The 24,926-nt window shown below is 62.7% G+C and carries 22 protein-coding genes and 1 pseudogene; 11 read left to right on the forward strand and 12 right to left on the reverse strand.

What is annotated here, in order from left to right:
- Positions 1-170: 170 nt before the first annotated feature.
- Positions 171-983 (forward strand): transglutaminase family protein, encoded by an 813-nt coding sequence (locus FDG13_RS00525; RefSeq protein ID WP_180125329.1) that lies wholly within the window; start codon positions 171-173, stop codon positions 981-983.
- A gap of 39 nt (positions 984-1,022) precedes the next feature.
- Here FDG13_RS00525 and FDG13_RS00530 read toward each other — a convergent pair whose 3' ends face one another.
- Positions 1,023-1,835: a class III extradiol ring-cleavage dioxygenase gene (locus tag FDG13_RS00530; RefSeq protein WP_180124768.1), complete on the reverse strand. Its 813-nt coding sequence runs from the start codon at positions 1,833-1,835 to the stop codon at positions 1,023-1,025.
- A gap of 219 nt (positions 1,836-2,054) precedes the next feature.
- Between FDG13_RS00530 and FDG13_RS00535 the strand changes: the two genes are divergently transcribed.
- The 4 genes from FDG13_RS00535 (at position 2,055) to thiL (ending at position 6,871) form a co-directional block, all read left to right on the forward strand.
- The gene (locus tag FDG13_RS00535) at positions 2,055-3,221 is read left to right on the forward strand and encodes a phospholipase A (RefSeq protein ID WP_180124769.1); all 1,167 of its coding nucleotides are present in this window, start codon (positions 2,055-2,057) and stop codon (positions 3,219-3,221) included.
- A gap of 121 nt (positions 3,222-3,342) precedes the next feature.
- Entirely contained in the window at positions 3,343-3,744 is a 402-nt protein-coding gene (gene apaG, locus FDG13_RS00540) for a Co2+/Mg2+ efflux protein ApaG (protein WP_180124770.1), read from the forward strand.
- A 6-nt stretch (positions 3,745-3,750) separates the two neighbouring features.
- Positions 3,751-5,880, forward strand: a complete 2,130-nt coding sequence (locus FDG13_RS00545; RefSeq protein WP_180124771.1) for a site-specific recombinase — start codon at positions 3,751-3,753, stop codon at positions 5,878-5,880.
- Positions 5,873-6,871, forward strand: a complete 999-nt coding sequence (gene thiL, locus FDG13_RS00550; protein WP_180124772.1) for a thiamine-phosphate kinase — start codon at positions 5,873-5,875, stop codon at positions 6,869-6,871. The genes FDG13_RS00545 and thiL overlap by 8 nt, the downstream gene beginning before the upstream one ends.
- 18 nt (positions 6,872-6,889) lie before the next feature.
- On the opposite strand, the gene FDG13_RS00555 is transcribed toward thiL, so the two are convergent.
- From FDG13_RS00555 to eat, 6 genes are all read right to left on the reverse strand, one after another.
- Positions 6,890-7,621 carry a zf-TFIIB domain-containing protein gene (locus FDG13_RS00555; protein WP_180124773.1) on the reverse strand — a complete coding sequence of 244 codons (732 nt, stop codon included), beginning with the start codon at positions 7,619-7,621 and terminating at the stop codon, positions 6,890-6,892.
- A gap of 250 nt (positions 7,622-7,871) precedes the next feature.
- Complete coding sequence (gene galM, locus FDG13_RS00560) at positions 7,872-8,909, reverse strand: galactose-1-epimerase (RefSeq protein ID WP_180124774.1); 1,038 nt, start codon at positions 8,907-8,909, stop codon at positions 7,872-7,874.
- A 122-nt stretch (positions 8,910-9,031) separates the two neighbouring features.
- Positions 9,032-9,424, reverse strand: coding sequence for a hypothetical protein (locus FDG13_RS00565; protein WP_180124775.1), 393 nt, complete (start codon positions 9,422-9,424; stop codon positions 9,032-9,034).
- Between the two features lie 168 nt (positions 9,425-9,592).
- Positions 9,593-10,423 (reverse strand): ethanolamine ammonia-lyase subunit EutC, encoded by an 831-nt coding sequence (eutC, locus tag FDG13_RS00570; RefSeq protein ID WP_180124776.1) that lies wholly within the window; start codon positions 10,421-10,423, stop codon positions 9,593-9,595.
- Positions 10,424-10,435: 12 nt separating this feature from the next.
- Positions 10,436-11,833 (reverse strand): ethanolamine ammonia-lyase subunit EutB, encoded by a 1,398-nt coding sequence (locus tag FDG13_RS00575; RefSeq protein ID WP_180124777.1) that lies wholly within the window; start codon positions 11,831-11,833, stop codon positions 10,436-10,438.
- A 10-nt stretch (positions 11,834-11,843) separates the two neighbouring features.
- A complete protein-coding gene (gene eat / locus FDG13_RS00580) occupies positions 11,844-13,247 on the reverse strand; it encodes an ethanolamine permease (protein ID WP_180124778.1) in 1,404 nt (467 codons plus the stop codon).
- Between the two features lie 206 nt (positions 13,248-13,453).
- On the opposite strand from eat, the gene FDG13_RS00585 reads away from it, so the two are divergent.
- From FDG13_RS00585 to FDG13_RS00605, 5 genes are all read left to right on the forward strand, one after another.
- On the forward strand, positions 13,454-14,443 hold the full coding sequence (locus FDG13_RS00585) for a helix-turn-helix domain-containing protein (protein WP_180124779.1): 990 nt from the start codon (positions 13,454-13,456) through the stop codon (positions 14,441-14,443).
- A 57-nt stretch (positions 14,444-14,500) separates the two neighbouring features.
- Positions 14,501-15,067: a phosphatidylglycerophosphatase A gene (locus tag FDG13_RS00590; protein ID WP_180124780.1), complete on the forward strand. Its 567-nt coding sequence runs from the start codon at positions 14,501-14,503 to the stop codon at positions 15,065-15,067.
- Positions 15,067-15,570: a CinA family protein gene (locus FDG13_RS00595; RefSeq protein ID WP_180124781.1), complete on the forward strand. Its 504-nt coding sequence runs from the start codon at positions 15,067-15,069 to the stop codon at positions 15,568-15,570. The genes FDG13_RS00590 and FDG13_RS00595 overlap by 1 nt, the downstream gene beginning before the upstream one ends.
- A gap of 49 nt (positions 15,571-15,619) precedes the next feature.
- Positions 15,620-16,312 (forward strand): OB-fold nucleic acid binding domain-containing protein, encoded by a 693-nt coding sequence (locus tag FDG13_RS00600; protein WP_218942568.1) that lies wholly within the window; start codon positions 15,620-15,622, stop codon positions 16,310-16,312.
- A 93-nt stretch (positions 16,313-16,405) separates the two neighbouring features.
- Entirely contained in the window at positions 16,406-17,002 is a 597-nt protein-coding gene (locus FDG13_RS00605; RefSeq protein WP_180124782.1) for a LysE/ArgO family amino acid transporter, read from the forward strand.
- 3 nt (positions 17,003-17,005) lie between these two features.
- Here the strand turns inward: FDG13_RS00605 and FDG13_RS00610 are convergent, their stop codons facing one another.
- Entirely contained in the window at positions 17,006-19,072 is a 2,067-nt protein-coding gene (locus tag FDG13_RS00610) for a molybdopterin-dependent oxidoreductase (protein ID WP_180124783.1), read from the reverse strand.
- A 512-nt stretch (positions 19,073-19,584) separates the two neighbouring features.
- Here FDG13_RS00610 and FDG13_RS00615 point away from each other — a divergent pair.
- On the forward strand, positions 19,585-20,784 hold the full coding sequence (locus tag FDG13_RS00615; RefSeq protein WP_180124784.1) for a M20 aminoacylase family protein: 1,200 nt from the start codon (positions 19,585-19,587) through the stop codon (positions 20,782-20,784).
- A gap of 176 nt (positions 20,785-20,960) precedes the next feature.
- Here FDG13_RS00615 and FDG13_RS21265 read toward each other — a convergent pair whose 3' ends face one another.
- The 4 genes and pseudogenes from FDG13_RS21265 to FDG13_RS20935 all read right to left on the reverse strand — a co-directional run.
- Positions 20,961-22,538, reverse strand: coding sequence for a methyl-accepting chemotaxis protein (locus FDG13_RS21265; RefSeq protein ID WP_180124785.1), 1,578 nt, complete (start codon positions 22,536-22,538; stop codon positions 20,961-20,963).
- Between the two features lie 175 nt (positions 22,539-22,713).
- Complete coding sequence (locus FDG13_RS00625) at positions 22,714-23,481, reverse strand: type III pantothenate kinase (RefSeq protein WP_180124786.1); 768 nt, start codon at positions 23,479-23,481, stop codon at positions 22,714-22,716.
- Between the two features lie 193 nt (positions 23,482-23,674).
- A complete protein-coding gene (locus FDG13_RS20930) occupies positions 23,675-24,037 on the reverse strand; it encodes a rhodanese-like domain-containing protein (RefSeq protein WP_255435044.1) in 363 nt (120 codons plus the stop codon).
- Between the two features lie 42 nt (positions 24,038-24,079).
- Positions 24,080-24,832: pseudogene (locus FDG13_RS20935) on the reverse strand (MBL fold metallo-hydrolase); the annotation flags it as partial.
- Between the last annotated feature and the right edge of the window lie 94 nt (positions 24,833-24,926).

Raw genomic sequence — 24,926 nt, forward strand, 5'->3', positions numbered from 1 at the left:
TGTTCGCCAGCGTACAGACGACACGGCGGCGTCTTTTTACAGTGTGTCATCCTGAGCTAACGGCTCACCTTTCCGACATCCTTTGAGCAAAGACGCCCATGACCGACGAACAGCGCCCTCCGTTTGACACCCTGCTGCCCGCCCCCCCATCACCCGCTGCCCAGGCCCCTTTGCAATTGCGGGTGGGTTTCGAGATGGTCTACGACTGCCCGGCGCCAACACCGATGATCCTGGCGCTCAATATCCACCATTCGCGCGCGCCCGATCTGGTGCGCCCCGACCTGTTGGTCACCAGCCCGGCGGTGCCGATCACCGCCTACCACGACCTGTTTGGCAACTGGTGCAGCCGCATCGTGGCACCCGCCGGACGTTTTGTGCTGAGCACCGACGCCCTTGTCAACGACAGCGGCCTGCCCGACATCGTGGCCCCGTGGGCCATACAAACGCCCGTAGAACTGTTGCCCGAGTCGACCCTCGTGTATTTGCTGGGCAGCCGCTACTGCGAGACCGATCAACTGTCCGAGACCGCCTGGCAGCTGTTTGGCCACGGCCCCACGGGCTGGGCGCGGGTGCAGGCGATTTGTGATTTTGTGCACCAGCACATCGAGTTTGGCTACCACCATGCCCGGCGCACCCGCACCGCCTGGGAGGCCTACAACGAAGGCCAGGGTGTGTGCCGCGACTATGCCCACCTGGCCATCACTTTTTGCCGCTGCATGAACATCCCGGCGCGTTACTGCACCGGCTACCTGGGTGACATCCGTATCCCGCCGATCCCCTGTGCGATGGATTTTGCGGGCTGGTTCGAGGCCTACCTGGGTGACCGCTGGTACACCTTTGATGCCCGCAACAACACACCACGTGTTGGCCGGGTGTTGATGGCGCGTGGGCGCGACGCCTGTGATGTGGCGCTGGCCAGCACCTTTGGCCTCAACACCTTGAGCAAGTTCACCGTCTGGGCGGACGAAGTCAGGCCCCAATGAACGCAGAGCCACAACACGTGTCCGCCTGTGCCCGGTGGGTCAGCCTCCGAACATGAAGCTCGACGCGCTGATGGCACCAAAAAAGTCATCCTGGTGGTAGACGCAGCGGCCCGCCTCGTCAGCGGCGGCCCCCACAGCCACCATCAGCGGGATCAGGTGGTCTTCCTGCGGGTGGGCGCGGCGCGCTGCGGGCGCAGCCGCCCAGTCCAGCAGGCGCTGCAGCCGCTCTGGTGCGCTGGAAACCACCAGCGTCTGCTGCAGCCACTGGTCAAAGGCCGCAGACGGTGCCCGGCCCACCGGCCCCAGCTCACGCAGGTTGTGGTAACTCAGGCCACTGCCCAGGATCAGCACACCTTCGTCGCGCAACGGCGCCAGCGCACGCCCCAGCGCGATGTGTTGCTGCGGGTCATAACCCACACGCATCGACAGCTGCAGCACCGGCACATCGGCGTTCGGGTAGATCACCGCCAGCGGGGTGAAAGTGCCGTGGTCAAAGCCGCGCTGCGGGTCAAGCCGGGCTGTGAACCCTGCCTCCTGGATCAGCGCCTGCACCTGCAGCGCCAGCTCGGGCGCACCCGGTGCAGGGTACTGGATCTGGTAGGTGTGGGGCGGAAAACCGTAGTAGTCGTACACCATCGGCGGCCTGGGGCTGCTCATGAGCGTGAACTCCGGTTCTTCCCAATGGCCGGAGATCACCAGCACCGCCTTCGGTGTCACACCGAGCTGGCCCGGCATGGCCTGCAACGATGCCGCCAGCGGCGCATAGCGGGTCTGCAGCTGGTCGGCCATCCAAGGCCAGGGGCCACCGCCGTGGGAGATGAAATAAGTGGGTAAACGTCGGCTGTGTGTCATAGGGACATCCATGCAAGGGGGTGAGTCGGGTTGGGCCAAGGTTACGCCAAAGCGGTGCTGGCTGCAGCCAGCGGCTTGGGCACAGCCACAGATTGGGGCGCCTGCGCGCGCGATGTGGGCACCGACACACAAAACCGACGCACCGCAAGGCAAAATGGCGGCTGTTCTCCTCCCATCCGCGCGGCAAGTTTTGCCGCTGCAATCACAGCGCCGTTCGCCATGACCCCTTTATCCAAGTCGTTTTTCATAGCGTTAAGCGCCGTATCCACGCTGGCAACAGCCCAGAATGCGACCCCACCCCAGGCGCGCGACTGGCAACACTGCAGCGCACTGCTTGATGACAGCGCGGCCCGTCTGCAGTGTTTTGATACCTGGGCGGCGCAACAACGCAGCGGGCCAACACCCCAAAGTGAGGCAGCCTCGGCCAACAAGCTGGCGGCCGACGGCGGCTTGCCCGCCACACCCGCGCCAGCCGTGCCACCGGTTCAGATCACGATGACCGCGCCGGAAGAGCACAACTGCAAAAACCCGCGTTTTTCCGAGCTGTCGCGTTTTTGGGAGCTGGAGACTGGCAGCGACTGCGGCACCTTTGGCATCCGTGGCTACAAACCGATCAGCCTGTCGGTGGTTGGCGCCAACAGCGTCAACACCCAGCCCGATTCCTCGCTGGCCAACCACCGCGCCACCAGCGCCACCGACTACAACACCACCGAAGCGCGCATCAGCCTGTCGGTCCGTACCAAAATTGCCCAGGGCTTGCTGACCCACGACCAGCCGCTCAAACGCGACTCGCTGTGGTTTGGCTACAGCCAGCAGTCCAACTGGCAGATCTTCAGCGGCACTTTGTCGCGCCCGTTTCGCACCACCGACCACGAGCCCGAGCTGATCTACATCTACCCGACCGACCTAAACCTGCCGGGCGGCTGGCGGCTGCGTTACACCGGGCTGTCGCTCAACCACCAGTCCAACGGCCAGCCGCTGCCACTCTCACGCAGCTGGAACCGGACGATTGTGATGGCCGGGCTGGAGCAAGGCTCAGAATTCCGACTGCTGGGCAAGCTGTGGTACCGCCTGCCGGAGAGCGCCAGCTCCGATGACAACCCGGAAATCAGCGACACCATTGGCCGCGCTGAATTGACGGGTCTTTGGAGCCCGGATCAGACCAACAGCTTTGGCCTGACACTGCGCCACTCGCTGCGTGAGCAGGCCAACGGCTCGGTCAAGCTGGAGTGGCTGCGCCGCATTGGCGACAGCTCCGGCAACAGCAGCCAGCCCAATGGCCTGCGTTTCCACACCCAGCTGTTCTCGGGGTACGGCGACTCGCTGATCGACTACAACCGCCGCCGCACGGTGCTCAGTGTGGGCCTGAGCCTGGTCGACTGGTAGCTCCTGAATGAATAGCTATCTACCCTTTACCCCATTGGGCTGGATGCCAATTTATCATTCCGTTTCAGTGGAAAATCCGGGCCTGAAGGGCCGGGGCTGGATTTCACGATAGCATCCCACCATGTCCAGCACACCCACCTACCAGTTCCACGTCCAGGTCAAGCCACGTTACCTGCCCGAGCAATCCGACCCCGAGCAGGGCTTGTACTTCTTTGCCTACAGCATCACGGTGCGCAACACCGGCACGGTGGCAGCGCAGCTGATTTCGCGCACCTGGAATGTGAACGACGCCGATGGCCACCACGAAAAGGTCAAAGGCCTGGGTGTGGTGGGGCGCCAGCCGCTGCTGCAGCCCGGTGAGGCTTTTGAATACACCAGCGGCACCCGCCTGAACACACCCACCGGCACTATGCACGGCAGCTTCTTTTGTGTGGCCGAAGATGGTGAAAAGTTTGAGGTGGACGTGCCGATGTTTGTGCTTGATGCTTTGAGTGCCAGTGGTGGCAGCCGCACTTTGCACTGACCGCCGATGACACGCCCGATTGACCTGCCCGAACTGCTGGCGCAACTCGACCCGAACGCCACCCTGGTCCAACGTCACCTGTGGCTGATCCGCCTGGCCGAGTGGCTGCGGGGTGACGCCAATTCGGTGGCCACCACCCACGCCAGACTGGCGCTGTTGCTGGACGCGCTGCAACAACGCCAAGGCACACGGGCGCTGCTGCAGCAGTGGTGGCAGACCCTGCTCGAGACGGTGGACGCCACCGCTTTGTTGGCCGACCACGGCTTTGCCACACGCAGCGCCTTTGCCAGCGAGCTGGCCGAGCGCATTCGCCTCAAGCTGCTGCCAGGCACACCCGAGACCAACGACGCCTCGACCCTGTTTGCACTGGTGCTGCACCACCCCTTTGATGCTGAGTGGATCAGCAGCCTGGATGCACATCTGCTGGCGCGCCTGGCCGAGCTGTTGCAAACCGGGCCCGAACCCGCCCCCAAACGCACGGCCTGGCAACACCCGCTGTTTGCCAACCCGGAGCCGGGCAGCCTGGCTCCCACGGCTTGGCAGGCTACCCTGATGGAGGCGCTGCATTTTTGCACCGGGCAAATCCGCGCCAACGGATTTTCGCCCGAGCTGCGCCTGCGCATGAGTGCGCTGGCGCGCCAGTCTGGCCCGTTCCACGCCCTGGCCGCCGACCTGGAGGCGCTGGAAGTCACCTGGCGCCAGAACCCGCAGCAGGCCACGGCCAACTGCCAACAGGCCCTGCAGCATTTCCAGAAACAGCTTGACGAATGCCGCCATGCGGCGGCCTCGGTCTACACCCATCTGGACGCCCACGGCATCTCGGTCAACCTGGTGTTCCAGCTGCGCCAACTGCGCGAACGTGCGCTGCGCATCCGCGCCCTGCTCGACTGCCTGTTTTCCGCCACACCGCAGCAACACACCGCCCAGCTGCTCGGGCATCTGGTCAGTGTTGGGCAAGACCGCCTGAGTGTGCGCGCCCTGATTGCGGCCAACTCCTCAATGCTGGCGTCCAAGGTGGCCGAGCGCAGTTCGGAAACCGGTGAACACTACATCACGCGCACCCGCGCTGAGTACCGGCAAATGCTGCGTGATGCGGCCGGCGGTGGTGCGGTGATGTCGATCACCACGATGATGAAGTTTGTGGTGCTCTCCTTGGGGCTATCGGCCTTCTGGGGTGGTTTTTTTGCGGGTGTGAACTACGCCCTGAGTTTTGTGCTGATCCAGCTGATGCACTGGACCGTGGCCACCAAACAACCCGCCATGACAGCACCAGCCATGGCCGCCAAACTCAAAGACCTGGGCCGTCCCAGTGCCGTTGAGGGTTTTATTGACGAGGTGGCGCATTTGGTGCGCTCCCAGGTGGCGGCCATTGTGGGCAATCTGGCCATGGTGACACCTTATGTGCTGCTGATCAGCACCGTGTTGTGGCTGACCCTGGGCCGCCCGATGATCGACGCGGCCACCGCGCACCACGTTTTGCACGACCTGACCCTGCTGGGCCCAACCGCGCTGTTTGCGGCGGGCACCGGGGTGCTGCTGTTTGCGTCAAGCATCATCGCGGGCTGGACCGAAAACTGGTTTGTGCTGCAACGGCTGGACTCGGCCCTGCGTTACAACCCCCGCATCACCGCCTTCCTGGGTGTGGCCCGCGCCGACCGCTGGGCCAGTTTCATGCGCAACAACATCTCGGGCCTGACCGCCAACATCTCGCTGGGCCTGATGCTGGGCCTGGTGCCGGCCTTTGCCGGCTTTGTTGGCCTGGGACTGGAAGTGCGCCACGTGACCCTGTCCACCGGGCAACTGGCAGCGGCGGCCTCCAGCCTGGGGGCAGACATTTTCTACATGCCCGCTTTTTGGTGGTGTCTGGCCGCTGTGGCCGTCACCGGTGTGCTGAACGTGGCAGTGAGTTTTTACCTGGCCTTCTTGCTGGCCTTGCGGGCACACAATGTCAGCGGCGTGCAGCGCAGCGCCATTTACGCGGCCCTGCGCCACAGGCTGCGCCATCAGTTGCGCAGTTTTTTCCTACCGGTACCCGAGCCAGTGACCACCACGCAATCCGAGCCCACGACGCCTGCATCTGCGTCGCCCGAGCCTGCCGCGCCCCAAACATCCGGGCAGGACTCCGCCCATGGGTGAGTTCGACCTGATCGCGCGTTATTTCAAGCGCCCGGTGCGCCAGGCGGTGCTCGGTGTCGGTGACGACTGCGCCCTGCTGCAACTGCGCCCCGGCACCCAGATGGCGATATCGAGTGACATGCTGGTGTCAGGCCGCCACTTTTTTGCCGATGTCGACCCGCGCACCCTGGGCCACAAATCACTGGCGGTGAACCTGAGTGACCTGGCTGCCTGCGGCGCCCGGCCACTGGCGTTCACCCTGGCGCTGTCCCTGCCCGAGGTCAACGAGCCCTGGCTGGCCGCGTTTGCCCAGGGCCTGTTGGCGCTGGCAGATGCCCATGGCTGCGAGCTGATTGGCGGCGACACCACCGCTGGCCCACTCAACATCTGCATCACCGTGTTTGGCGAGGTGCTGGTGGTCAACGGGCGCTCACAGGCGCTGCTGCGCTCGGGAGCCCAACCCGGCGACGACATTTATTTGAGTGGCACAGTGGGTGACGCGCGGCTGGCGCTCAATACCTTGCTGGGCCAGATTGACCTGCCGCCCGAGCTACTGACGTCATGCCGCCAACGGCTGGAAACACCCACACCACGCGTGGCGCTGGGCCAGGCGCTGCGTGGTGTGGCCACAGCGGCCATCGATGTCAGTGACGGCTTGCTGGGTGACCTCGGCCACATCCTGGAGAGTTCTGGCGTGGGTGCCTGCATCGAGGTCGACACTGCAACTACTTTGATAGCTGCCAGCCCTTATTCAACAAGGGCTACAGGCCAATTTGGCTTAGAACTCTCACCCGAGCAATGGCGCAGCCTGGCACTGGCCGGGGGCGACGATTACGAGTTGTTGTTCACCGCACCAGCCTCCCAACGCGCGGCCGTGGCCCAAGCCGGACAAGCCAGCCAGACGCCGGTGACCCGCATCGGCCAGATCCGGGCCGAGTGCGGGCTGCAACTGGTAGACAGCCAAGGCCAAACCCTGACCAACCACTACGCGTCGTTTGACCACTTTGCCTGAACGGTCAACCCGCGCACATCACTTCACCACCGCCCACACCAGCGCCAACCCGGCGGCCCACAAGTCCAGCGATGGGCCGTCTTCCCCCAATACCAGGCGGCCACTCTGATTGGCTTTGGCATCGCGTACGGCCTGCTGGCGGTCGCGCTCCAGCATCACCAGCGCATCGGCCAGCTGCGGCAGTTGGACACCCCCTTGCGCCCGGGCCGCTGACTCGTAACCCACCAGCGCCCGCTCCACCGCCTGCGGGTCCAGCAGCGACAACGCGCTTCGGCAATACGGGCAGGCGTGGTCGGCGCGCAGGTCCACCGGCGCGCCGCAGTTGCTGCAGTTGATCACTTTCAGGCGCTGCGCCATGTCGTCAATTTCAGCGGTGCTAAGTTGCCGCACAAACCCTTTTTCGACCATGAACGCGGCAAAGCTGCTGAAGCGGCCATGCCGCTGTGGGCAGCGGTGGGTGATGTAGCGGCCACTTTTGACCACATCAAACCCCTGCACCAGGGCACGGCGGCAGTGTGGGCAGCTCAGCTGCTGTGGCAGCGCCTTGGCACCTTCATGGCGATGTGCGTGTAACAGCTTGAACAGCTGGACCACCGCAGCCGGGCTGAGTTTGAGGTTCTCCTGCGGGTCAAACCAGAGGCCACGGCAGGCAAAACACAGATCCAGCTCCAAGGAGCCTCCGGCCACACTGGCCAAGGTGTGGGTGTGCATCGGGTCATGGCAGGAGGGGCAGGCGCGCGAAGTGGGCATGGTTCGGTGCAAATGCTGTGGCAGACAGCAGCATCCTAATCGCTCGCAGGGGCCTGATCGCGTCTTCTTTGCCAAATCATCCTGCGGCCCTTGTATTAACTGGGCAAACAGCTACGAACAAAATAGCATGTCATTCCCAGTAACGTGACATTGGGCTGGCGGAACAACGCCTCACAGCAGGACGCTATTGGCGACCCGGGCAGCCATTCGGACACCTCGCCGCCCATCACCACACGGCCCGGCTGGATGGTCAAGCTGGCCGAAACACCAGCACGGTCGTTTGGTGGTAGGTTTCACCGGGCAGAAGCCAGCTATTGGCTTCCGGCCACTCGGGGTGGTTCGGGCAATCGGGCAAGAACTCGGTCTCCAGCGCCAGCCCTTGTTGCGCCGAATAGGTTCCTCCGTCGCGCGCCGAGATCCCGGCCAGATAGTTGCCGCTGTAGAACTGCACAGCGGGCTTGGTGGTCAGCAGATCCATGGCCAGTTTGCCGTCGCCGGACACGAGCGTCGCAGCAACCGCCTTCAAGCCCCGGCAGGAGGGATCGAGCTGGAACGCATGGTCGTAACCGAGCGCGGTCTTCTGCTGTTCGTCAACAAGGAAATCAGCCCCAATCTTCTTGGGTGTACTGAAATCAAAGCCCGTGCCGGCCACCTGTGCCAGCTGGCCCAGAGGAATCGAATCCTTGTCGATCGGCAGGTAGTCGTGTGCGGCAATCGTCAAAACGTGTTGGCGAACATCGGTGGCCGCGCCATCCAGATTGAAGTAGGCGTGATTGGTCAGGTTAACCGGGCAAGGTGCGTCCACGGTGGCGGCGTAGACCATGCTCACGCGCAGCCCGTCTTCCAGCCGGTAACACACCGTTGCCGTCAGATTGCCGGGGTAGCCTTGGTCGCCATCGGGCGAGTCGATGCCAAGCAGCACGTGCTCCGCACTTTGTTCGAGGATGTTCCAGCGACGACGGTCAAACCCGTCCGGCCCGCCATGCAGCTGGTGAACACCCTGGTTGGGGGTCAGCTTAAACACGCGGCCATCACGCTCGATTCTGGCGTTGCCAATCCGGTTGGCGAAGCGGCCGACGGTCGCGCCCAGGTAGCCTTGCGCAGAGAAGTAGTCTGCCAGCGTGGCATGGCCAAGCAGCGTCTCGCGCTCCACGCCTGCCACCGGCATCCGGCAGGAAACCCAGGTTGCGCCCCAGTCGATCAAGTCCAATTTGAGCCCCGAAGCATGGGACAGTTGGATCAGTTTGAGTGGCTGCCCGTCCGGGCAAAGGATGTCGGCGTTTGCCATGGGTTGACCTCGATCACAGGGGTGTTGCTTGGGATGAGGGCAAGTATGGCATGGGTTGGGGGCATCCAAATACCTCCAGCCCCAGCTCGCTCGGCGCTTCAGGTATGCACGCCAGATGATGGCTAGTGCTTGCGCGCCATGCCCAGGGTTTGTTCCATCTCCACGTCGTAGAGCAGTTCGCGCAGCTTGCGCACGGGGAGCGCTCGCCGCCGGTAACCAGCAGTTTGGCCACTTGTTTTATTTTTGATTCGAGTCTGGCCCCTTTTCCACGCAACTGCGTCTGATGGCGACAAAGCTTGCTCACAGGCGCACATCCGAAATTCACGAGTTTTATGCTTGTAGCCCAGGTAACACCTGCGCAATAAACTGTAAAACAAATAGCAGTTCAATCTCAGCGCTGCCGCATCGCGAGGCCCCTGATCGGAGGGCGATTGTGCAGACCCCGCCAGCAGTTCCGACTCTCCGGCGCTTTCATCCTTGAGTTGAGGCGAATGCTGCTGCATCCACCACGTCATGGACTTAATTCGAGCCCGGCCCTGAGGTTTCCCCTTTTTCCCCGCCTGTTGGCTACTGGTTTTACAAGTATTTTTTGACTGCGTCCCAGGTATTACAACGGCAGGTTACTATTAACTAAATAGCACACTACACCTGACGCCGTGGCATCGGATCGACGACGAAACCCCTCACAGTAAGAAGTTTTTGGTGCCCCCAGCGAGCAACTCCGTCCCGCCATCTGTCTCGTCCTTGAGGTCCACCCCGGACAACTGGCGATGGCGCGCCTGCGTCAGCAGATAAACCAACTTGTGAACCGCCTCGGCATAACTCAGACCGGCCGGGCGCACATTGGAAATGCAGTTGCGGCTGGCATCTGTGAGGCCCACAAGGGGCTGCCAGGTCAGGTACAGGCCCATGCTGTCGGGCGAACTCAAGCCCGGGCGCTCACCAATGAGCACCAGCACGGCCTGGGCGCCCAGCAGTTCTGCCACCTCGTCGCCAATTGCGACGCGGCCCTGTTCGACGAGACACACCGGGGCGATGGTCAGCTGCTGGGGCACAAGGCGCTCAAACAACTGGGTCAGAAAAGGCGCAGCGTTCTGGCTGATGGCCAGCGCCGACAAACCATCCACCACCACCACCGCAAGGTCATAGGGGCGCTCGGCGGGTGACACGGATGCCGGGAGCGGCAAGGCAGTCAGGCTCTCGCGCGAGGCCGCATCCAGCCGTCGCCCCAGGTCGGGGCGTTGCAGGTAGTGCTGGCGATCGGTGGCGGCGCTGTGCAGAACTTGGCACGGCGCCACCGGATTGGGCAATGCCGCATCCAGCGTCTGCGCCAGCGTGCTTGTGTCCAGCGCCAAATGCACCGCGTCACGGGCCTGGGCGTGGGCCAGCTGGAAATCCAGGTGCGCGGTCGTGGGCAGGCTGACACCGGCGCGCCCCAGCGCAATACGCGCATCGGTGAACTGGCGCAGTGCGGCCCAGGGGTTGGCCGTGACAGGTGGTTTCGGATCGTTCATCGTCAGGTCGCTTCAGTTCAGTCGCAGCAACGCTTTCTGGAACGCGGCAGGCAGGGTCGCGTTGAGCCGGAAGTGCTGATCCGTGCTGAAGATCTGCATCTTTTGTAACCAAGCCTCGAACTCGGGCGCGGGTTGGAGCCCGAGCACCCGGCGCACATACAACGCGTCATGGAACGAGGTGGTCTGGTAGTTGAGCATGATGTCGTCCGAGCCGGGAATGCCCATGACAAAGTTGCAACCGGCCACACCCAACAGGGTGAGTAACACGTCCATGTCGTTCTGGTCAGCCTCGGCGTGGTTGGTGTAACAGACATCACACCCCATCGGCAGGCCCAGCAGCTTGGCGCAAAAGTGGTCTTCGAGCCCGGCGCGCATGATCTGTTTGCCGTCAAACAGATACTCCGGCCCGATGAAGCCGACCACGGTGTTGACCAGCAGCGGCTTGAAGTGGCGCGCCACCGCATAGGCACGCGCCTCGCAGGTTTGCTGGTCCAGCCCGTGGTGGGCGTTGGCCGACAGGGCGCTGCCCTGGCCGGTTTCGAAATACATCACGTTGTCACCGACCGTGCCACGCTGCAAGGACAAGGCGGCGCTGCGCGCCTCGGCCAGCAGGTCCAGGTTCACGCCAAAACTGCGGTTGGTGGCCTCGGTGCCACCAATCGACTGGAACACCAGGTCCACCGGCGCACCCCGGTTGATGGCCTCTATGGTGTTGGTCACATGCGTGAGCACGCAGGACTGGGTCGGAATCTGGTACTGCGCGATGATGTCGCTCATCATCGTCACCAGCTTGACGACTTGCGGCACGTTGTCGGTGGCCGGGTTGATGCCAATCACCGCGTCGCCGCTGCCGTACAGCAGGCCGTCGAGCAGGCTCGCGGCAATGCCGGTGGCATCGTCGGTCGGGTGATTCGGTTGCAGGCGCGTGGCCATGCGACCGGGCAGGCCGATGGTGTTGCGGAATTGGGTCACCACGCGACATTTTTTGGCGACCAGGATCAGGTCCTGGTTGCGCATGATCTTGGAAACGGCCGCCGCCATTTCGGGCGTGATACCGGGGGCCAGCGCCGCCAGCACGGTGCTGTCGACCTCGTCGCCCAGCAGCCAGTTGCGGAAATCACCCACCGTCAGGTGACAGATCGGGGCAAAAGCCTGGGCGTCGTGGCTGTCAAAAATCAGGCGGGTGATTTCATCGTCTTCATACGGCACCAGCGGCTCGTTCAGGAAGGTGCTGAGCGGCAGCTCGGCCAGAGCCATCTGGGCCACGACCCGCTCTTGTGCACTGCTGGCGGCCACACCGGCCAGCAGGTCGCCCGAGCGTGCTGGTGTGGCCTTGGCCATCAGGTCCTTCAAATCGCGAAAGCCGTAGGTTTTGGCTCCGACGATGTGGGTGTACTGATGGTTTTGCACGGTCACAAGCTCAGGTTGGATCTGCGGCCAGATTGTTCAGGGCGATGGCCTTGCTGCGGTGGTGGCTGGTCATCAGGAAATAGCCGTAACCGATGGCCAAAAAGCCCAGAAAAAGACCAAAAATCAAGGGGTTGTAATAAATCATTGTAGCCATGCACACCCCGGCGCCGACCAGCGCAAAGGCCGGGAAATACGGGTAAAACGGTGCCTTGAACGGGCGCACCATCTCAGGTGCGGTGCGGCGCAACTGGAACAGGCTCAGCATGCTGATGATGTACATCAGGATCGCGCCAAACACCGACATGGTGACGATGTTGGCGGTCAGGGTGTTGCCACCAATCTTGATCAACTCGTCGCTGTAGATGGCGGCAATCCCGATCACACCACCAGCCAAAATCGCGCGGTGGGGGGTCTTGAAACGCGGGTGCAACTTGGCAAAAAACGGCGGCAAATAACCTTCCCGTGACAAGGCGTAAATCTGGCGTGAATACCCCAGAATGATGCCGTGGAACGAGGCCACCAGACCAAACAGGCCGAGCCAAACCAGCATGTGCAACCAGCCGCTGTTCTCCCCCACAATCATTTTCATGGCCTGTGGCAGCGGGTCGTTGATGTTGGAGAGTTTGGTCCAGTCGCCAGCGCCACCGGCAAACACCATCACCCCAATGGCCAGCACCACCAGGGTCAGGATGCCCGCGATGTAAGCAATCGGAATCGAGCGCTTGGGGTCTTTGGCTTCTTCAGCGGCCATGGCCACCCCTTCAATCGCCAGGAAGAACCAGATGGCAAACGGAATCGCGGCAAACATGCCGGGAATGGCGGCCAGGCTGAAGCCATCCTGCCCTGACCAGCCTCCCTTGGTGAAATTGGCCATCGAGAAGCCCGGCGACACCACACCCATAAACACCAGCAGCTCAAAAATGGCGAGCAGCGTCACCGCCAGTTCAAAGGTAGCGGCAATCTGGACACCAATGATGTTGAGCGTCATGAACACCACATACGCCCCGAGCGCCGCGAGTTTGGGGTCCAGCGCCGGAAACTGCACGTTCAGGTAAGCCCCAATCGCGAGCGAAATGGCAGGCGGCGCAAACACAAATTCGATCAGCGTGGCGGCACCGGCCAGGTAACCACCCACCGGGCCAAAAGCGCGTTTGCTGTAGGCAAACGGACCACCAGCGTGCGGGATCGAGGTGGTCAGCTCGGTGAAACTGAAGATGAAGGTGGCGTACATCGCCGCGATGAACAGCGAGGTGACGGTGAAGCCCAGCGTACCGGCCGACGCCCAGCCAAAGCTCCAGCCAAAGTATTCACCAGAGATCACCAGGCCCACGGCGATGCCCCAGAGTTGCAGGGTGCTGAGCACCGGTTTGAGCACATGGGTGCCACTGTGGTGAGACGGGTCCAACGGATTCATTTTTGGGGTACTCCTATCAGGTTCAAAGTGCTTGCAGGAAGAAGAAGGGTTTGGGCATGGGGTTTGCTTGTGGTGATCTTTATCCAGAGCGGTGTTCTGGCGTTATCGAAATTTGGCAAAGTTGCCTTGATGCACTTCACACGTCTTGCCAGCAGCGGTGCGCCGGGATGCCCCCCAACCATCCAACTCATGAGGACGCACACACCATGGTTTCAGCCTCTTCCTGTGTGACCACCAGCCCCCTGGCCGCTGATGCGCCAATTGCGGGCAAAACGCACCAGATTCGCACCATCCAGGCTTTTGATGCCGACGAACACGCCCACAACCTGACCGACTGGGAGCAAAGTTACGACCAGATCACGCCGGGCCACTTTCATGGCCGCCTGACCGAGCTGCAACTGCCCCAGATGCAGGTGTTTCGTGAGGACACCAGCCAGGCGGTACACCAGTCCTGCTGCGTCTGGCCCGACACCTTCTGGTTTGGCCTGCCGGTGCAGACGGGTCAGACCCGCATCAATGGCCGACTGGTCGGCCCACATAGCATCATGGTGCGCCCGGGCCACTGCGAGTTTGAGTTACAGACGCCGTCTGACTATGTCATCTACGGCATCGTCATGCGCCAGGACAACTTGCAGCATGCCGCCGAGCGGGGTGGCTGCTTGATCGACTGGGCAAAACTGGCCCAGGCCGAAGTGATGCAGGTGGCGCCCCACCCTCACCAGCGCCTGCTACAAAGGCTGGCCGGGCTGCTGCAGCACGACGGCCCCTACACGGACCCGGCCTGGCGCCAGCAGCTTCTGCTCAACGCGCTGCTGGCACTGCTGGACACAAGCAAGGTGGATCCCGCCGTCAGCAACAGCTTTCAGCGCCGCCAGCGCATCGTGGCCAAGGCGCGCGATCTGGTGCTGTCGCAACACGACCAGACGCTGACGGTGCCAGAGCTGTGTGAGCGCCTGTTTGTCAGCCGCCGCACCTTGCAATACTGCTTTGAGGATGTGCTGGGCATGAGCCCGATGCAGTACCTGCGCCTGGTCCGCCTCAACACCGCGCGCAGGAGGCTGCGGCAAAGCAGCGCCCAGCCCGTCAGCGTGCAAGACGTCGCGACCGATCTGGGCTTCTGGCATGTCAGCCAGTTCTCCTGTGATTACCGCAAACTCTTTGGGCAGACACCCTCGCAGTCACGGCAAATGCATTGACCGGCACACCTGCCTACGTGATGGTCGGGGGCCAAACACACGCGGGATAATCGCGTGATGCAGATCACCCCGGATGACACCCTGGATAGCGCCGCGCCGCGTGCACCCGTGGCCCCCAGCGCGCGCTTCATGATGGCGCACCCGGCCCATGTGCTGGCATTGGGTTTTGGCTCGGGGTTAAGTCCCAAGGCGCCCGGTACCGCGGGCACGCTGTGGGCCTGGCTCAGTTTTGCGCTGCTGCACAACCGCTTGTCCGACCCGCAATGGGGCCTGCTGATTGGCCTGGGGCTTCTGGTGGGCTGGTGGGCCTGCAGCGTGACCGCGCGCAACATGCGGGTGCTGGACCCTGGCAGCATCGTCTGGGACGAGGTGGTCGCTTTCTGGCTGGTGCTGTGGCTGGCCAGCCCGATGGGCTGGTGGGCGCAAGTGGCGGCGTTTGCACTGTTCCGATTCTTTGATGCGGTCAAACCCGGCCCGGTGGCCTGGGCCGACCAGCTTTTTCATGACGTGGACCCAGCCACCGACCCGGGCGCCTGGCGCAAAGCCGGCTGGGGCATCATGCTCGACGATCTGGTGGCGGCCTGTTGCACGCTGCTGGTGATTGCGCTGTGGCGGGTGTGGTGATGTCTGAATCACTCTTAAATCAAGAGCTATCGACCAAGCATTTATGCGGGATAGTGGCTGATTTGTTATCCAAGAAGCAGTGGATGCTGGCCACCGCCGAGAGCTGCACCGGTGGCTTGATTGCCGCTGCCTGCACCGACCTGGCGGGCTCCAGCCTGTGGTTTGAACGCGGTTTTGTGACCTACTCCAATGCCGCCAAAACCGAGCTGCTGGCTGTGCCGACCGAGCTGATTGCGCAACACGGCGCGGTCAGTGAACCCGTGGCGCGTGCCATGGCCAGTGGTGCGCTGGCCCATTCACACGCCCAGGTGGCGGTGGCCGTGACCGGTGTGGCCGGGCCCAGTGGTGGCAGTGCCGACAAACCGGTCGGCACCGTGTGGTTTGGCTGGGCCACACCCACCGGGCTGTTCAGTGAGTGCCAACACTTTGCCGGTGACCGCGCCGCCGTGCGTGCCGCCACGGTGCAGCATGCGCTGACCCGGCTGCTGGCGCTGCTGACGTGACATCTCCAAGCCTGCCAACTGCTATCCTCTCTTTTTTCGGGAACCTGATATGACACCCCTCAAAACCCTGGCTCTGACCGTCTTGCTGGCGACCACTTCTCTGACTAGCGCCTGGGCCGCTGGACCCAGTCCCGCGCCCGCCAGCGGCGTGTTGAGCGGCGAGGTGCTGGAGGTCAAAGATGTCGAGGCCTACACCTACCTGCGCCTCAAAACCAAAGACGGCGAAACCTGGGCTGCCGTGGGCAAAACCGCTGTCAAAAAAGGCACACAGGTCAGCATCGAGAACCCGATGGTGATGGACAACTTTGAGAGCAAGTCGCTCAAAAAGACCTTCAAGACCATTGTCTTTGGCTCTCTGGCCGGTGCCCCCGGCGCCATGCACATGGCCGCGCCCAAACCGGTGGACCTGGGCCCGATCAAGGTCGCCAAGGCCAGCGGCGCCAATGCCCGCACCGTGGCCGAGGTGGTGGCGCAGGCCAAGACCCTCAAGGACAAACCGGTCACGATCAGTGGCAAAGTGGTCAAGTTCAACCCAGAGATCATGGGTAAAAACTGGATTCACCTGCAAGACGGCTCGGGCAGCGCCGCCACCCAAAACAACGACATCCTGGTGACCAGCAGCGCCACAACCAAGGTCGGCGATGTAATCACCGTCACAGGTGTGGTGCGCACCGACAAGGATTTCACCGCAGGTTACAGCTACAAGGTGATGGTGGAAGACGCGACGCTGGTGAAACCTTGATTGCTATATTTATAGCAGCTATTAGCCCTTCAAACACGAGGGCTACAGGGTGATTTTCCATATATCTTCCGGACAAACAAGCCGCGCCAACACATGGATTTTGTAAGCGGTTTTGCCACCGGTCTGGCGCTGATTGTGGCCATCGGTTCCCAGAATGCCTATGTGCTGCGCTGCGGCATCCGGCGCCAGCATGTGCTCGCGCTGGTGCTGTTTTGTGCGCTGTCGGATGCGCTGCTGATCGTTGCCGGTATTGGTGGCGCCGGGGTGCTGATTCGCGGCAACACGCTGCTGATGGACGGGGCGCGGTATGGCGGCGCGTTGTTTCTGGCCAGTTATGGGCTGCTCGCGGCACGGCGTAGCTGGTTAGGCAGCCAGATGCACCTGGACAACGCCGCGCCAGTGACGCTGGCCACCGCGCTGCTGGCCTGTTTTGGCTTCACCTTTTTGAACCCGCATGTGTACCTCGACACCGTGGTGCTACTCGGTGCGATTGCCAACCAGCGGCCCGACCCCGGACGTTGGTTATTTGGCTTTGGAGCCACCACAGCCAGCTTCTGCTGGTTTGCCGCGCTGGGTTTTGGCGCACGTTATCTGGCGCCGCTGTTCCAGACCACGCTGGCCTGGCGCGTGCTCGACGGCCTGATTGCGCTGGTGATGTTCACGCTGGCGCTGACGCTGTTGCTTGGGTAAAGCTCAGGCCGCCTGCACATCCACCAGACAGTCGTAAAAGGTCGGCGCGTTGCCCAGGTCGGTGAGCGCCTGGCTGGTGAGCTGGTTAACGTTGTGGCCATCGAGCCCGAACTTGCGCCACCAGACGCCCAGGCCCACCACCACACCGGGGCGCGCACGCGCGTTCAAGCTGAGCCGACAGCGGTGTTCACCGCGTGTATTGAAAACCCGCACCAGCGCGCCGTCTTGCAGCTGGCGCTCGGCGGCATCGGCTGGGTGCATTTCCAGCAGCGGTTCACCTTCACTTTGGCGCAGGCTGGTCACGTTGACAAAGCTGGAGTTCAGGAAGTTGCGCGCCGGTGGCGAGATCATCGCCAGCGGGTAAGTTTGTGAACTGCCCGCCGACTCGTGGTTGGGCACATGGTCAGGCAAACCGTCCAGGCCCTGGTCGGCCAGACGCTGGCTGAAAAACTCACATTGGCCTGAAGGCGTCGGAAAACCGCCCTGGGCAAACGGCGCCTCAGGCATAGGCAAGGTGGCAAAACCCTGGTCCAGCAAAGTGTTGAAGTCCACCTTGTCGCCATAGGCCTGACGGCACAGTTCCTCGTCGCTGTCGTTAAAACACGGCTCAGTGAAACCCATACGACGGCTGAGTTCGCGAAAGATCTGGGTGTTGGGCCAGGCCTGGCCGACTGTCGCAATCGCCGGGCGGTTCAGCAGTGCGTCGGTATGGCCGTAGGCGGAATGCACGTCCCAGTGTTCGAGCTGGGTGGTGGCGGGCAAGACGTAGTCGGCGTAGTCGGCGGTGTCGGTCTGGAAGTGCTCCAGCACCACGGTGAACAAGTCCTCGCGCGCAAAACCGGCCACCACCTTGGCAGAGTCCGGCGCAATCGCCACCGGGTTGCTGTTGTAGACGATCAGCGCCTCCACCGCCGAGCCAAATGCCGGGCTGGCCGGGCGCAACAAATCGTTGCCGATGGTCGCCATGTTGATGGTGCGTGACGGGCGCCCGCCACGCAGGTCGGGGCGCTCCAGCACCATGCGCTGCACCGGGAAAGCCCCCGAGTTGCTAAGCAAAACACCCCCGGCGCGGTGCCGCCAGGCACCAATCAGCGCGGGCAACAGGGCAATCAGGCGCACCGCATTGCCACCACCGTGCACCCGCTGCAGGCCGTAGTTCATACGGATGGCAGCAGCCTGGTCGCTGTTGGCAAACGCGCCGTAGTCCCGCGCCAGCGATTCGATTTGTGATGCCTCAATGCCACACACCGCTGCGGCACGCTCGGGCGGCCACTCTAGGGCGCGCTCGCGCATCTGTTCCCAGCCCAGGGTGTAACGCGCCAGGTAGTCGTGGTCGAGCCAGTCGTGAACAATCAGCTGCTGCATGATCGATAGCGCCAAAGCCCCGTCTGTTCCGGGCAAGAGGGCAATATGTTCATGACATTTGTCGGCGGTTTCACTCTTGCGCGGGTCGATGCAGATGAGCTTGGCGCCATCACGTTTGGCTTGGCTGGCGTAGCGCCAGAAATGCAAGTTGCTGGTGATCGAGTTGCTGCCCCAGATCAGGATCAGTTTGGACTCGGCAAAAAACTCAACCCGCATGCCGACCTTGCCACCCAGCGTGTGCACCAGCCCGACACCACCGGCCGCGGCGCAGATGGTGCGCTCCAGTTGAGACGCGCCCAGCTTGTTGAAAAAGCGCCCGGCGATGCTCTCGCCCTGCACCAGGCCCATGGTGCCCGCGTAGCTGTAGGGCAGGATGGCCTGCGGGTCACGCGCCGCAATGGCTTTGAGGCGCGCCGCGATGTCGTCCAGCGCCTCATCCCAGCTCACCGGCGCAAACTGGCCCGAGCCTTTGGGACCGGTCCGCTTCATCGGCTGCAGCAGGCGCTCCGGGTGGTAGGTACGTTCGGTGTAACGCGACACCTTGGTGCACAGGCTGCCGCCGGTGTGCGGGTGCGCCGGGTTACCCTGCACCTTGATCGCCACACCGTTTTCCACCGTGGTCAGCAGGGAGCAGGTGTCGGGGCAATCGTGGGGGCAGGCGCCTCTGACTTGGAAGGAATGGGGGGCGGTGGTGCTATGGGGCATGGCGGGTTTCTGAATGCGAAATGGGTGAAAGAGCATATCCGGCTTTGGATACGTCTCTTGCGAAAAGGGTAGCTTTCGGCCCAGCGCGTGCGGCGACGGGTGGCATGGAGGCAGACCGGGCCGGGCGCCTCATACTGGGGTACCAGAAATCGGCGCCCAGCCCGGTCCGCCCCCATGCTGCAAACGTTGGTGGTGTGCAAAAGGCTGCAAGACCATACTGGAGGCAACACGGGCGCGATATGGACTCTGTGGTTGTCTGTATTTCCAGATCGGCGCTCACAAGCCGCAGTTCAAGCCGGGGTGGGTATGGCCAGGGGCCGATTTCTGGTACCCCAGTATGAGGCCCCTGGCCGTACCCGCCCCGGCGCACCAGAACCGCTGAACAACCAGCACGACTGATGGCCATCACCAACGGAACAGGCACCAACAGCATCACCCGCAAGAAGGATTCAGCACCCGCTTCATAATCCAATCACCGCCCTTCGGCCCACACGTAACCTGCCCTGCCCGCCATGAAACTCATCGAAGCCCTCACACAAAACAGCCCCGACATCGCCGCGTTGCGACGAGACATCCACGCCCACCCGGAGCTGTGTTTCAAAGAAGTCCGCACCGCCGAACTGGTGGCGACCAAACTCAGCGAATGGGGCATCCCGGTGCACCGGGGTCTGGGCACCACCGGGGTGGTCGGCATCCTGCACGGGCGCGACGGGGGAACATGTGGCCGGGCGCTGGGCCTGCGCGCCGACATGGACGCGCTGCCCATGCAAGAGCTCAACACCTTTGCCCACGCCAGCACCCACCCCGGCAAGATGCACGCCTGCGGCCACGACGGACACACCGCCATGCTGTTGGCAGCGGCGCAATACCTCAGCAGCCACCGCGACTTTGACGGCACGGTTTACCTGATCTTCCAGCCCGCCGAAGAAGGCGGCGGCGGCGCGCGCGAGATGATCAAGGACGGCCTGTTTGAGCAGTTTCCGATGCAGGCCGTGTTTGGCCTGCACAACTGGCCCGGTTATGAGAGCGGCAGCTTTGCCGCCAGCCCGGGGCCAGTGATGGCTTCGAGCAACGAATTCAAGATCACCGTGCGCGGCAAAGGCGGCCACGCCGCGATCCCGCACAACGCGCTCGACCCGGTGCCGGTGGCCTGCCAGCTGGTGCAGGGTTTCCAGAGCATCATCAGCCGCAACCTCAAACCGATTGACGCTGGCGTGATCTCGGTCACCATGATCCACGCGGGTGAAGCCACCAACGTGATCCCCAACAGCTGCGAGTTGCAAGGCACGGTGCGCACCTTCTCCTTTGAGGTGCTGGACCTGATCGAACAACGCATGAAGGACATGACTGAACAGCTGTGCGCCGCGTTTGGCCTGAGCGCCGACTTCGACTTCCACCGCAACTACCCACCCACCATCAACAGCGCGACTGAGGCCGGGTTTTGCCGGCAGGTGATGGCCGAGATTGTGGGGCCCGACAAGGTGCAGGTGCAGGAGCCGACCATGGGTGCGGAAGATTTCTCGTACATGCTGCAGCAAAAACCGGGCTGTTACGCCTTCATCGCCAACGGCGACGGCAGCCACCGCGAGTTGGGTCACGGTGCGGGTCCGTGTGTGTTGCACAACGCCAGTTACGACTTCAACGACGCCTTGTTGCCGCTGGGTGCAACCTACTGGGTGCGGCTGGCGCAACGCTGGCTGAGCCGAGCCTGATGGCCCCTGGGCTGACCGAGATCACCGAGCTATACAAAAAATAGCTATCAGCCCTTTATAAAAAAGGGCTAGAGGCCATTTTTGCATCAAGCCCAGCATGAACCAAAGCCTTCGCCATCAAGAGGAAGGCCAGCGGGGAGACCGGCAACTTGGCCGTTGACACAGCCGTCGCCAGGTCACCGCAAGAGCGGCCGGGTTCCCACGGTGGAGGCAAGGTGAAACACCGAAACCGCTTGCTCCAGCTCTTGTGCCTGGCGGCGCATGGAGTCTGCGGCGGCAGCGGCCTGCTCGACCAGGGCGGCGTTTTGCTGGGTCATCTGATCGATTTCACTGACCGAGTCACCCACATGGGTGATGCCGCGCCCCTGTTCTTCGGTGGCTTCACTGATCTGGGACACCAGGGCGCTGACCCGTTTGACCGCTTGCATGATGTCGTCCATGGTCCGTCCGGCGCCTTCAACCTGCTCGCTGCCCACGCGCACCTTGTCGCTGGAGTCTGAAATCAGGGTCTTGATTTCCTTGGCTGCCTGCGCAGACCTCTGCGCCAGTGTGCGCACCTCGCCCGCCACCACCGCAAAACCACGCCCTTGTTCACCCGCGCGAGCCGCTTCCACCGCCGCATTGAGTGCCAGGATATTGGTCTGAAACGCAATGCCATCGATCACCGCAATGATCTCTTCGATACGGTGGGATGCGCTGTTGATCTCGCTCATGGTGGTCACCACACGGGACACCGCCTCCCCACCACGCTGCGCCACCAGGCTGGCTTCCTGCGAGAGTGTGTTGGCCTGTCGTGCGTGGTCGGCATTCTGGCGCACCGACTGGGTGATTTCGTCCATGGCGGAGGCCACCTGCTGCACATTGCTGGCCTGCTGCTCGGTCCGGTGCGACAAATCGTTGTTGCCCTGAGAAATTTCGGTGGACGCAGTGGCAATGCTGTTGGTGCCCTGGCGCACCTGGTAAACGATGCGCTCCAGGGAACTGGTCATCTCACCCATATTGCGCATCAGCTCGGCGAACTCGTCATGCCCCTGCACTTGCGGCTGTTGGCTCAAATCCCCCCCGGCAACCGCCCGGGCCACCGATACCGCTGCATCGAGCGAGCGTTTGATGTGCCGCGTCACACCCAAGGCCATCCACAAACCCAACAAACCCAGCACCACAGCAATCCCCAGCTGCCACAGGGCCCGTTGACGCGCCTGCGTCTTGACTTCTGCCACCTTGGCATCCATCAAGCTGCGTTGCAGCGCAGAAAAGGCGGCAATGTGTTCGTTGTAACTCTTTTGGGCAGGGACAAAGCCGTCGTCAAACGCTTTGACAGCCCCCTCCACATCGCCACTTTTGCGCAGTTCTGCCATTTGCCCCAAAGACTTGAGCAAGGCCTCGCGCTTGGGTGTCATGGCGTCAAACCAGGCTTTCTCTTGCTCAGAGGTGGACACCTCGCGAATCTGGTTGAACATGGCGCCAACCGCCTTGACCAAAGGGCCAATTTCAGGGCCAAACAACTGCGCCAGTGCGGGGTCGGTTGACCGATTGACCGCCATCAGACGCACCGTGGTTTCCTGCGACAGAGCCTTCCAGGTCTCCGTCAAACGTAATTTCTCCAGGTCGCTGCTGACCAGTTGGTCCATCGCCCGGGCGGACTGTTGTTGCTGCAACAACGCCAGACCGGCACTGGCAAACAACAGGATCAGCAAGGCGCCAAAAGTCACCGTCAACCGAGCCATGACGCTCAAACCAGATAGAAATTTCATGCGCACTTTCCGCTTCAGTGTTCAAAGTACCCCGACCGTCCTCAGGGCTCAGCGGGATGGCGAGGCATTGGGTTTAACTTCCGTTGCAGTTCAGGCTTTGTGGCCCGTGGGGGCAAAAACCAAACCCGACGAATGTAGCGTCAAAGCCCCAAATATGGCAAGCCATTCGCTGCGGTCAGTGGCCAAAGCGCCGCTCAGCCATTTCCAGCAGGCCATCAAACAGCAGGTTGTCCACCAGCTCAAAAGGCTGGGTCATGCTGGGCGCCACCTTCCAGCCGGCGCCACCGGTCATCAGACACAAAGGCTCGGCGCCACAGTGTTGGCGCACATGCTGCAGCATCCGATCCACCGCACCCACAATCGCAAAGGTGCCGCCGCTGGTGAGGGCGTCGCTGGTGTTGGTGGGGAAATCGACCACATTGCCGGTCGGCACACTCAGGCCTGCGGTGCCGGACTCCATAGCGCGCAACATGATGCCGTGACCGGGCAAAATCAGGCCGCCCAGAAAACGGCCGGTGGCGTCCAGCGCGTCCACGGTGACCGCGGTGCCCACCATCACCACAACCATCGGTCGCGCCGGGCCTTGGGCCAAGCCACGGTGCCAGGCGCCAATCATGGCCACCCAGCGGTCAGCGCCCAGGCGTGCCGGGTAGTCATATCCGTTGGTAACACCGGCCTCTTCGCTGCTGGCCACCACCCATTGGGCGGACACGTCCCACAGCTCCATCTGTTCTTCGACCCGGCGTTTGACCGCCTCCCCCGCCACCAGGCAACCCAACACACAACGCGGCGGCGTGATCTGAGCCCAGTCGCCTTCGGCCAGTGTTTCGATGTTGTCGAGGAATTGCACCCCCTGCGCCAGCACCGGGGCGTCGCGCCTGGGTGCAGCATGCAGGGCCCATTTCAGGCGGGTATTGCCCACGTCCATTGCCAAAAAAGTCATGGCGGGGATTATCAGCACAAACCAGGTGCCCATCGGCGCTGCTGCCAAGCCAGCAGGCGCTGACATCGTGTCGTTTGCGCTACCTCAATAAAACAGTGCACGTTTGTGCCGCGCTTGTGCTTGGGCGTCGACAGGCTCAGCCCAAACTTGCAGCCCACCACCGCCGGACACAGATCAGCGGCGTTAGCTGACACTAACTCTGGCGCCAAGGCAGGCCATGAAAGCGCCAGCCACCGCGCCGGTTGCGCTGGGCGTGCTCGTTGGGGTCGCCCTCAAAGCCTTCGAGGATGTTGTAGGCCTGCAGCCCCAGCTCGGTGGCCCGCTGGGCCGCTGCGACCGAGCGCACCCCGCTGCGGCACAACAACAGCACTTTTTGGCCAGCGGGTACCGCCGCGTGCAACTGCGCATCAAAGTCCGGGTTCATGGCCATACCGGGCCACTGTTTCCAGGCCACAGCAGTCGCACCGGGCACAAAACCGACCCAGGCGCGCTCAGCATCGGTGCGCACATCCACCAGCACCGCTTCACCCGCCTCAAACCATTGCCAGGCCAGCATGGGCGACACATCCCCGGCATAACCGTCAGCCGGGCGCGGCAGCAGGCTCTCTGGCGCCGGAGCGTCATGGCGCAGGCCGGAGCGCAGGTTGGCGGGCACTGCCTCCTGGATGCGTTTGGGCGGCGGCAGTTTCAGCGCGTCCATGATGGCCACAAACTCCGCCTCGGTTTTGCCTGCCACCCGGGCGTTGCTGGCCTTTTCCTGGCCGATGCTTGACTGGGTTTTGCCCTGGTAGTCATGCCCTGGCCAGACGGTGGTGTCGTCGGGCAGCTTGAACAACACCTCGGTCAGGCTGTGGTACATCTGGACCGCACTACCGGACTGGAAATCGGTGCGGCCACAACCGTTGATCAGCAAGGTGTCCCCCGTGAACACATGCTTGCGCCAGACAAAACTCATGCTGCCAGCGGTATGGCCCGGTGTGTGCAGGGCACTGATCTGCTCAGCACCGAAGGCCAGCACGTCGCCGTCCTGGAGCTGCACCGACGCGGTGCTGATGCCACAGCCTGCCGGTGCAGTGGTTTTGGCGCCAGTCAGTTCGGCGAGCTGGCCTGCGCTGGTGATGTGGTCGGCATGGGCATGGGTTTCCAGCGCCCAGATCAGTTTGAGGCCATGTTCGCGCAACACCTGCAGGTCACGCGCGATCTGGGTGTCCACCGGGTCAATGATCACGGCATCACGGCTGGCCGGATCAAACAGGACGTAGGTGTAGGTGCTGGAGGCGGTGTCAAAAAGCTGGAGGGGTGTCATGGCATCAGGTCCGATGAAGTTCAAGGCAGTGGCTGGCGACCACATGGCAATGTAACGCGAAAGCACCGTTTCAAGTACCATGCGGACCAGATTGACGTTGACGTCAACGTCAAGTCAGTTCAAACCGGTGAAATCGCGG

Origin of the sequence: Rhodoferax sp. BLA1 (assembly GCF_013416775.1) — a bacterium.
Lineage (GTDB): Bacteria > Pseudomonadota > Gammaproteobacteria > Burkholderiales > Burkholderiaceae_C > Rhodoferax.

What these genes read in the sequence shown, in the direction of transcription:
- FDG13_RS00530 (WP_180124768.1), bottom strand. Translation starts at nt 1,835, where the DNA reads ATGACACACAGCCGACGTTTACCCACTTATTTCATCTCCCACGGCGGT.
- FDG13_RS00535 (WP_180124769.1), top strand. Translation starts at nt 2,055, where the DNA reads ATGACCCCTTTATCCAAGTCGTTTTTCATAGCGTTAAGCGCCGTATCC.
- apaG (WP_180124770.1), top strand. Translation starts at nt 3,343, where the DNA reads ATGTCCAGCACACCCACCTACCAGTTCCACGTCCAGGTCAAGCCACGT.
- FDG13_RS00545 (WP_180124771.1), top strand. Translation starts at nt 3,751, where the DNA reads ATGACACGCCCGATTGACCTGCCCGAACTGCTGGCGCAACTCGACCCG.
- thiL (WP_180124772.1), top strand. Translation starts at nt 5,873, where the DNA reads ATGGGTGAGTTCGACCTGATCGCGCGTTATTTCAAGCGCCCGGTGCGC.
- FDG13_RS00555 (WP_180124773.1), bottom strand. Translation starts at nt 7,621, where the DNA reads ATGCCCACTTCGCGCGCCTGCCCCTCCTGCCATGACCCGATGCACACC.
- galM (WP_180124774.1), bottom strand. Translation starts at nt 8,909, where the DNA reads ATGGCAAACGCCGACATCCTTTGCCCGGACGGGCAGCCACTCAAACTG.
- FDG13_RS00565 (WP_180124775.1), bottom strand. Translation starts at nt 9,424, where the DNA reads ATGACGTGGTGGATGCAGCAGCATTCGCCTCAACTCAAGGATGAAAGC.
- eutC (WP_180124776.1), bottom strand. Translation starts at nt 10,423, where the DNA reads ATGAACGATCCGAAACCACCTGTCACGGCCAACCCCTGGGCCGCACTG.
- eat (WP_180124778.1), bottom strand. Translation starts at nt 13,247, where the DNA reads ATGAATCCGTTGGACCCGTCTCACCACAGTGGCACCCATGTGCTCAAA.
- FDG13_RS00585 (WP_180124779.1), top strand. Translation starts at nt 13,454, where the DNA reads ATGGTTTCAGCCTCTTCCTGTGTGACCACCAGCCCCCTGGCCGCTGAT.
- FDG13_RS00590 (WP_180124780.1), top strand. Translation starts at nt 14,501, where the DNA reads ATGCAGATCACCCCGGATGACACCCTGGATAGCGCCGCGCCGCGTGCA.
- FDG13_RS00595 (WP_180124781.1), top strand. Translation starts at nt 15,067, where the DNA reads ATGTCTGAATCACTCTTAAATCAAGAGCTATCGACCAAGCATTTATGC.
- FDG13_RS00600 (WP_218942568.1), top strand. Translation starts at nt 15,620, where the DNA reads ATGACACCCCTCAAAACCCTGGCTCTGACCGTCTTGCTGGCGACCACT.
- FDG13_RS00605 (WP_180124782.1), top strand. Translation starts at nt 16,406, where the DNA reads ATGGATTTTGTAAGCGGTTTTGCCACCGGTCTGGCGCTGATTGTGGCC.
- FDG13_RS00610 (WP_180124783.1), bottom strand. Translation starts at nt 19,072, where the DNA reads ATGCCCCATAGCACCACCGCCCCCCATTCCTTCCAAGTCAGAGGCGCC.
- FDG13_RS00615 (WP_180124784.1), top strand. Translation starts at nt 19,585, where the DNA reads ATGAAACTCATCGAAGCCCTCACACAAAACAGCCCCGACATCGCCGCG.
- FDG13_RS21265 (WP_180124785.1), bottom strand. Translation starts at nt 22,538, where the DNA reads ATGAAATTTCTATCTGGTTTGAGCGTCATGGCTCGGTTGACGGTGACT.
- FDG13_RS00625 (WP_180124786.1), bottom strand. Translation starts at nt 23,481, where the DNA reads ATGACTTTTTTGGCAATGGACGTGGGCAATACCCGCCTGAAATGGGCC.
- FDG13_RS20930 (WP_255435044.1), bottom strand. Translation starts at nt 24,037, where the DNA reads ATGCTGGCCTGGCAATGGTTTGAGGCGGGTGAAGCGGTGCTGGTGGAT.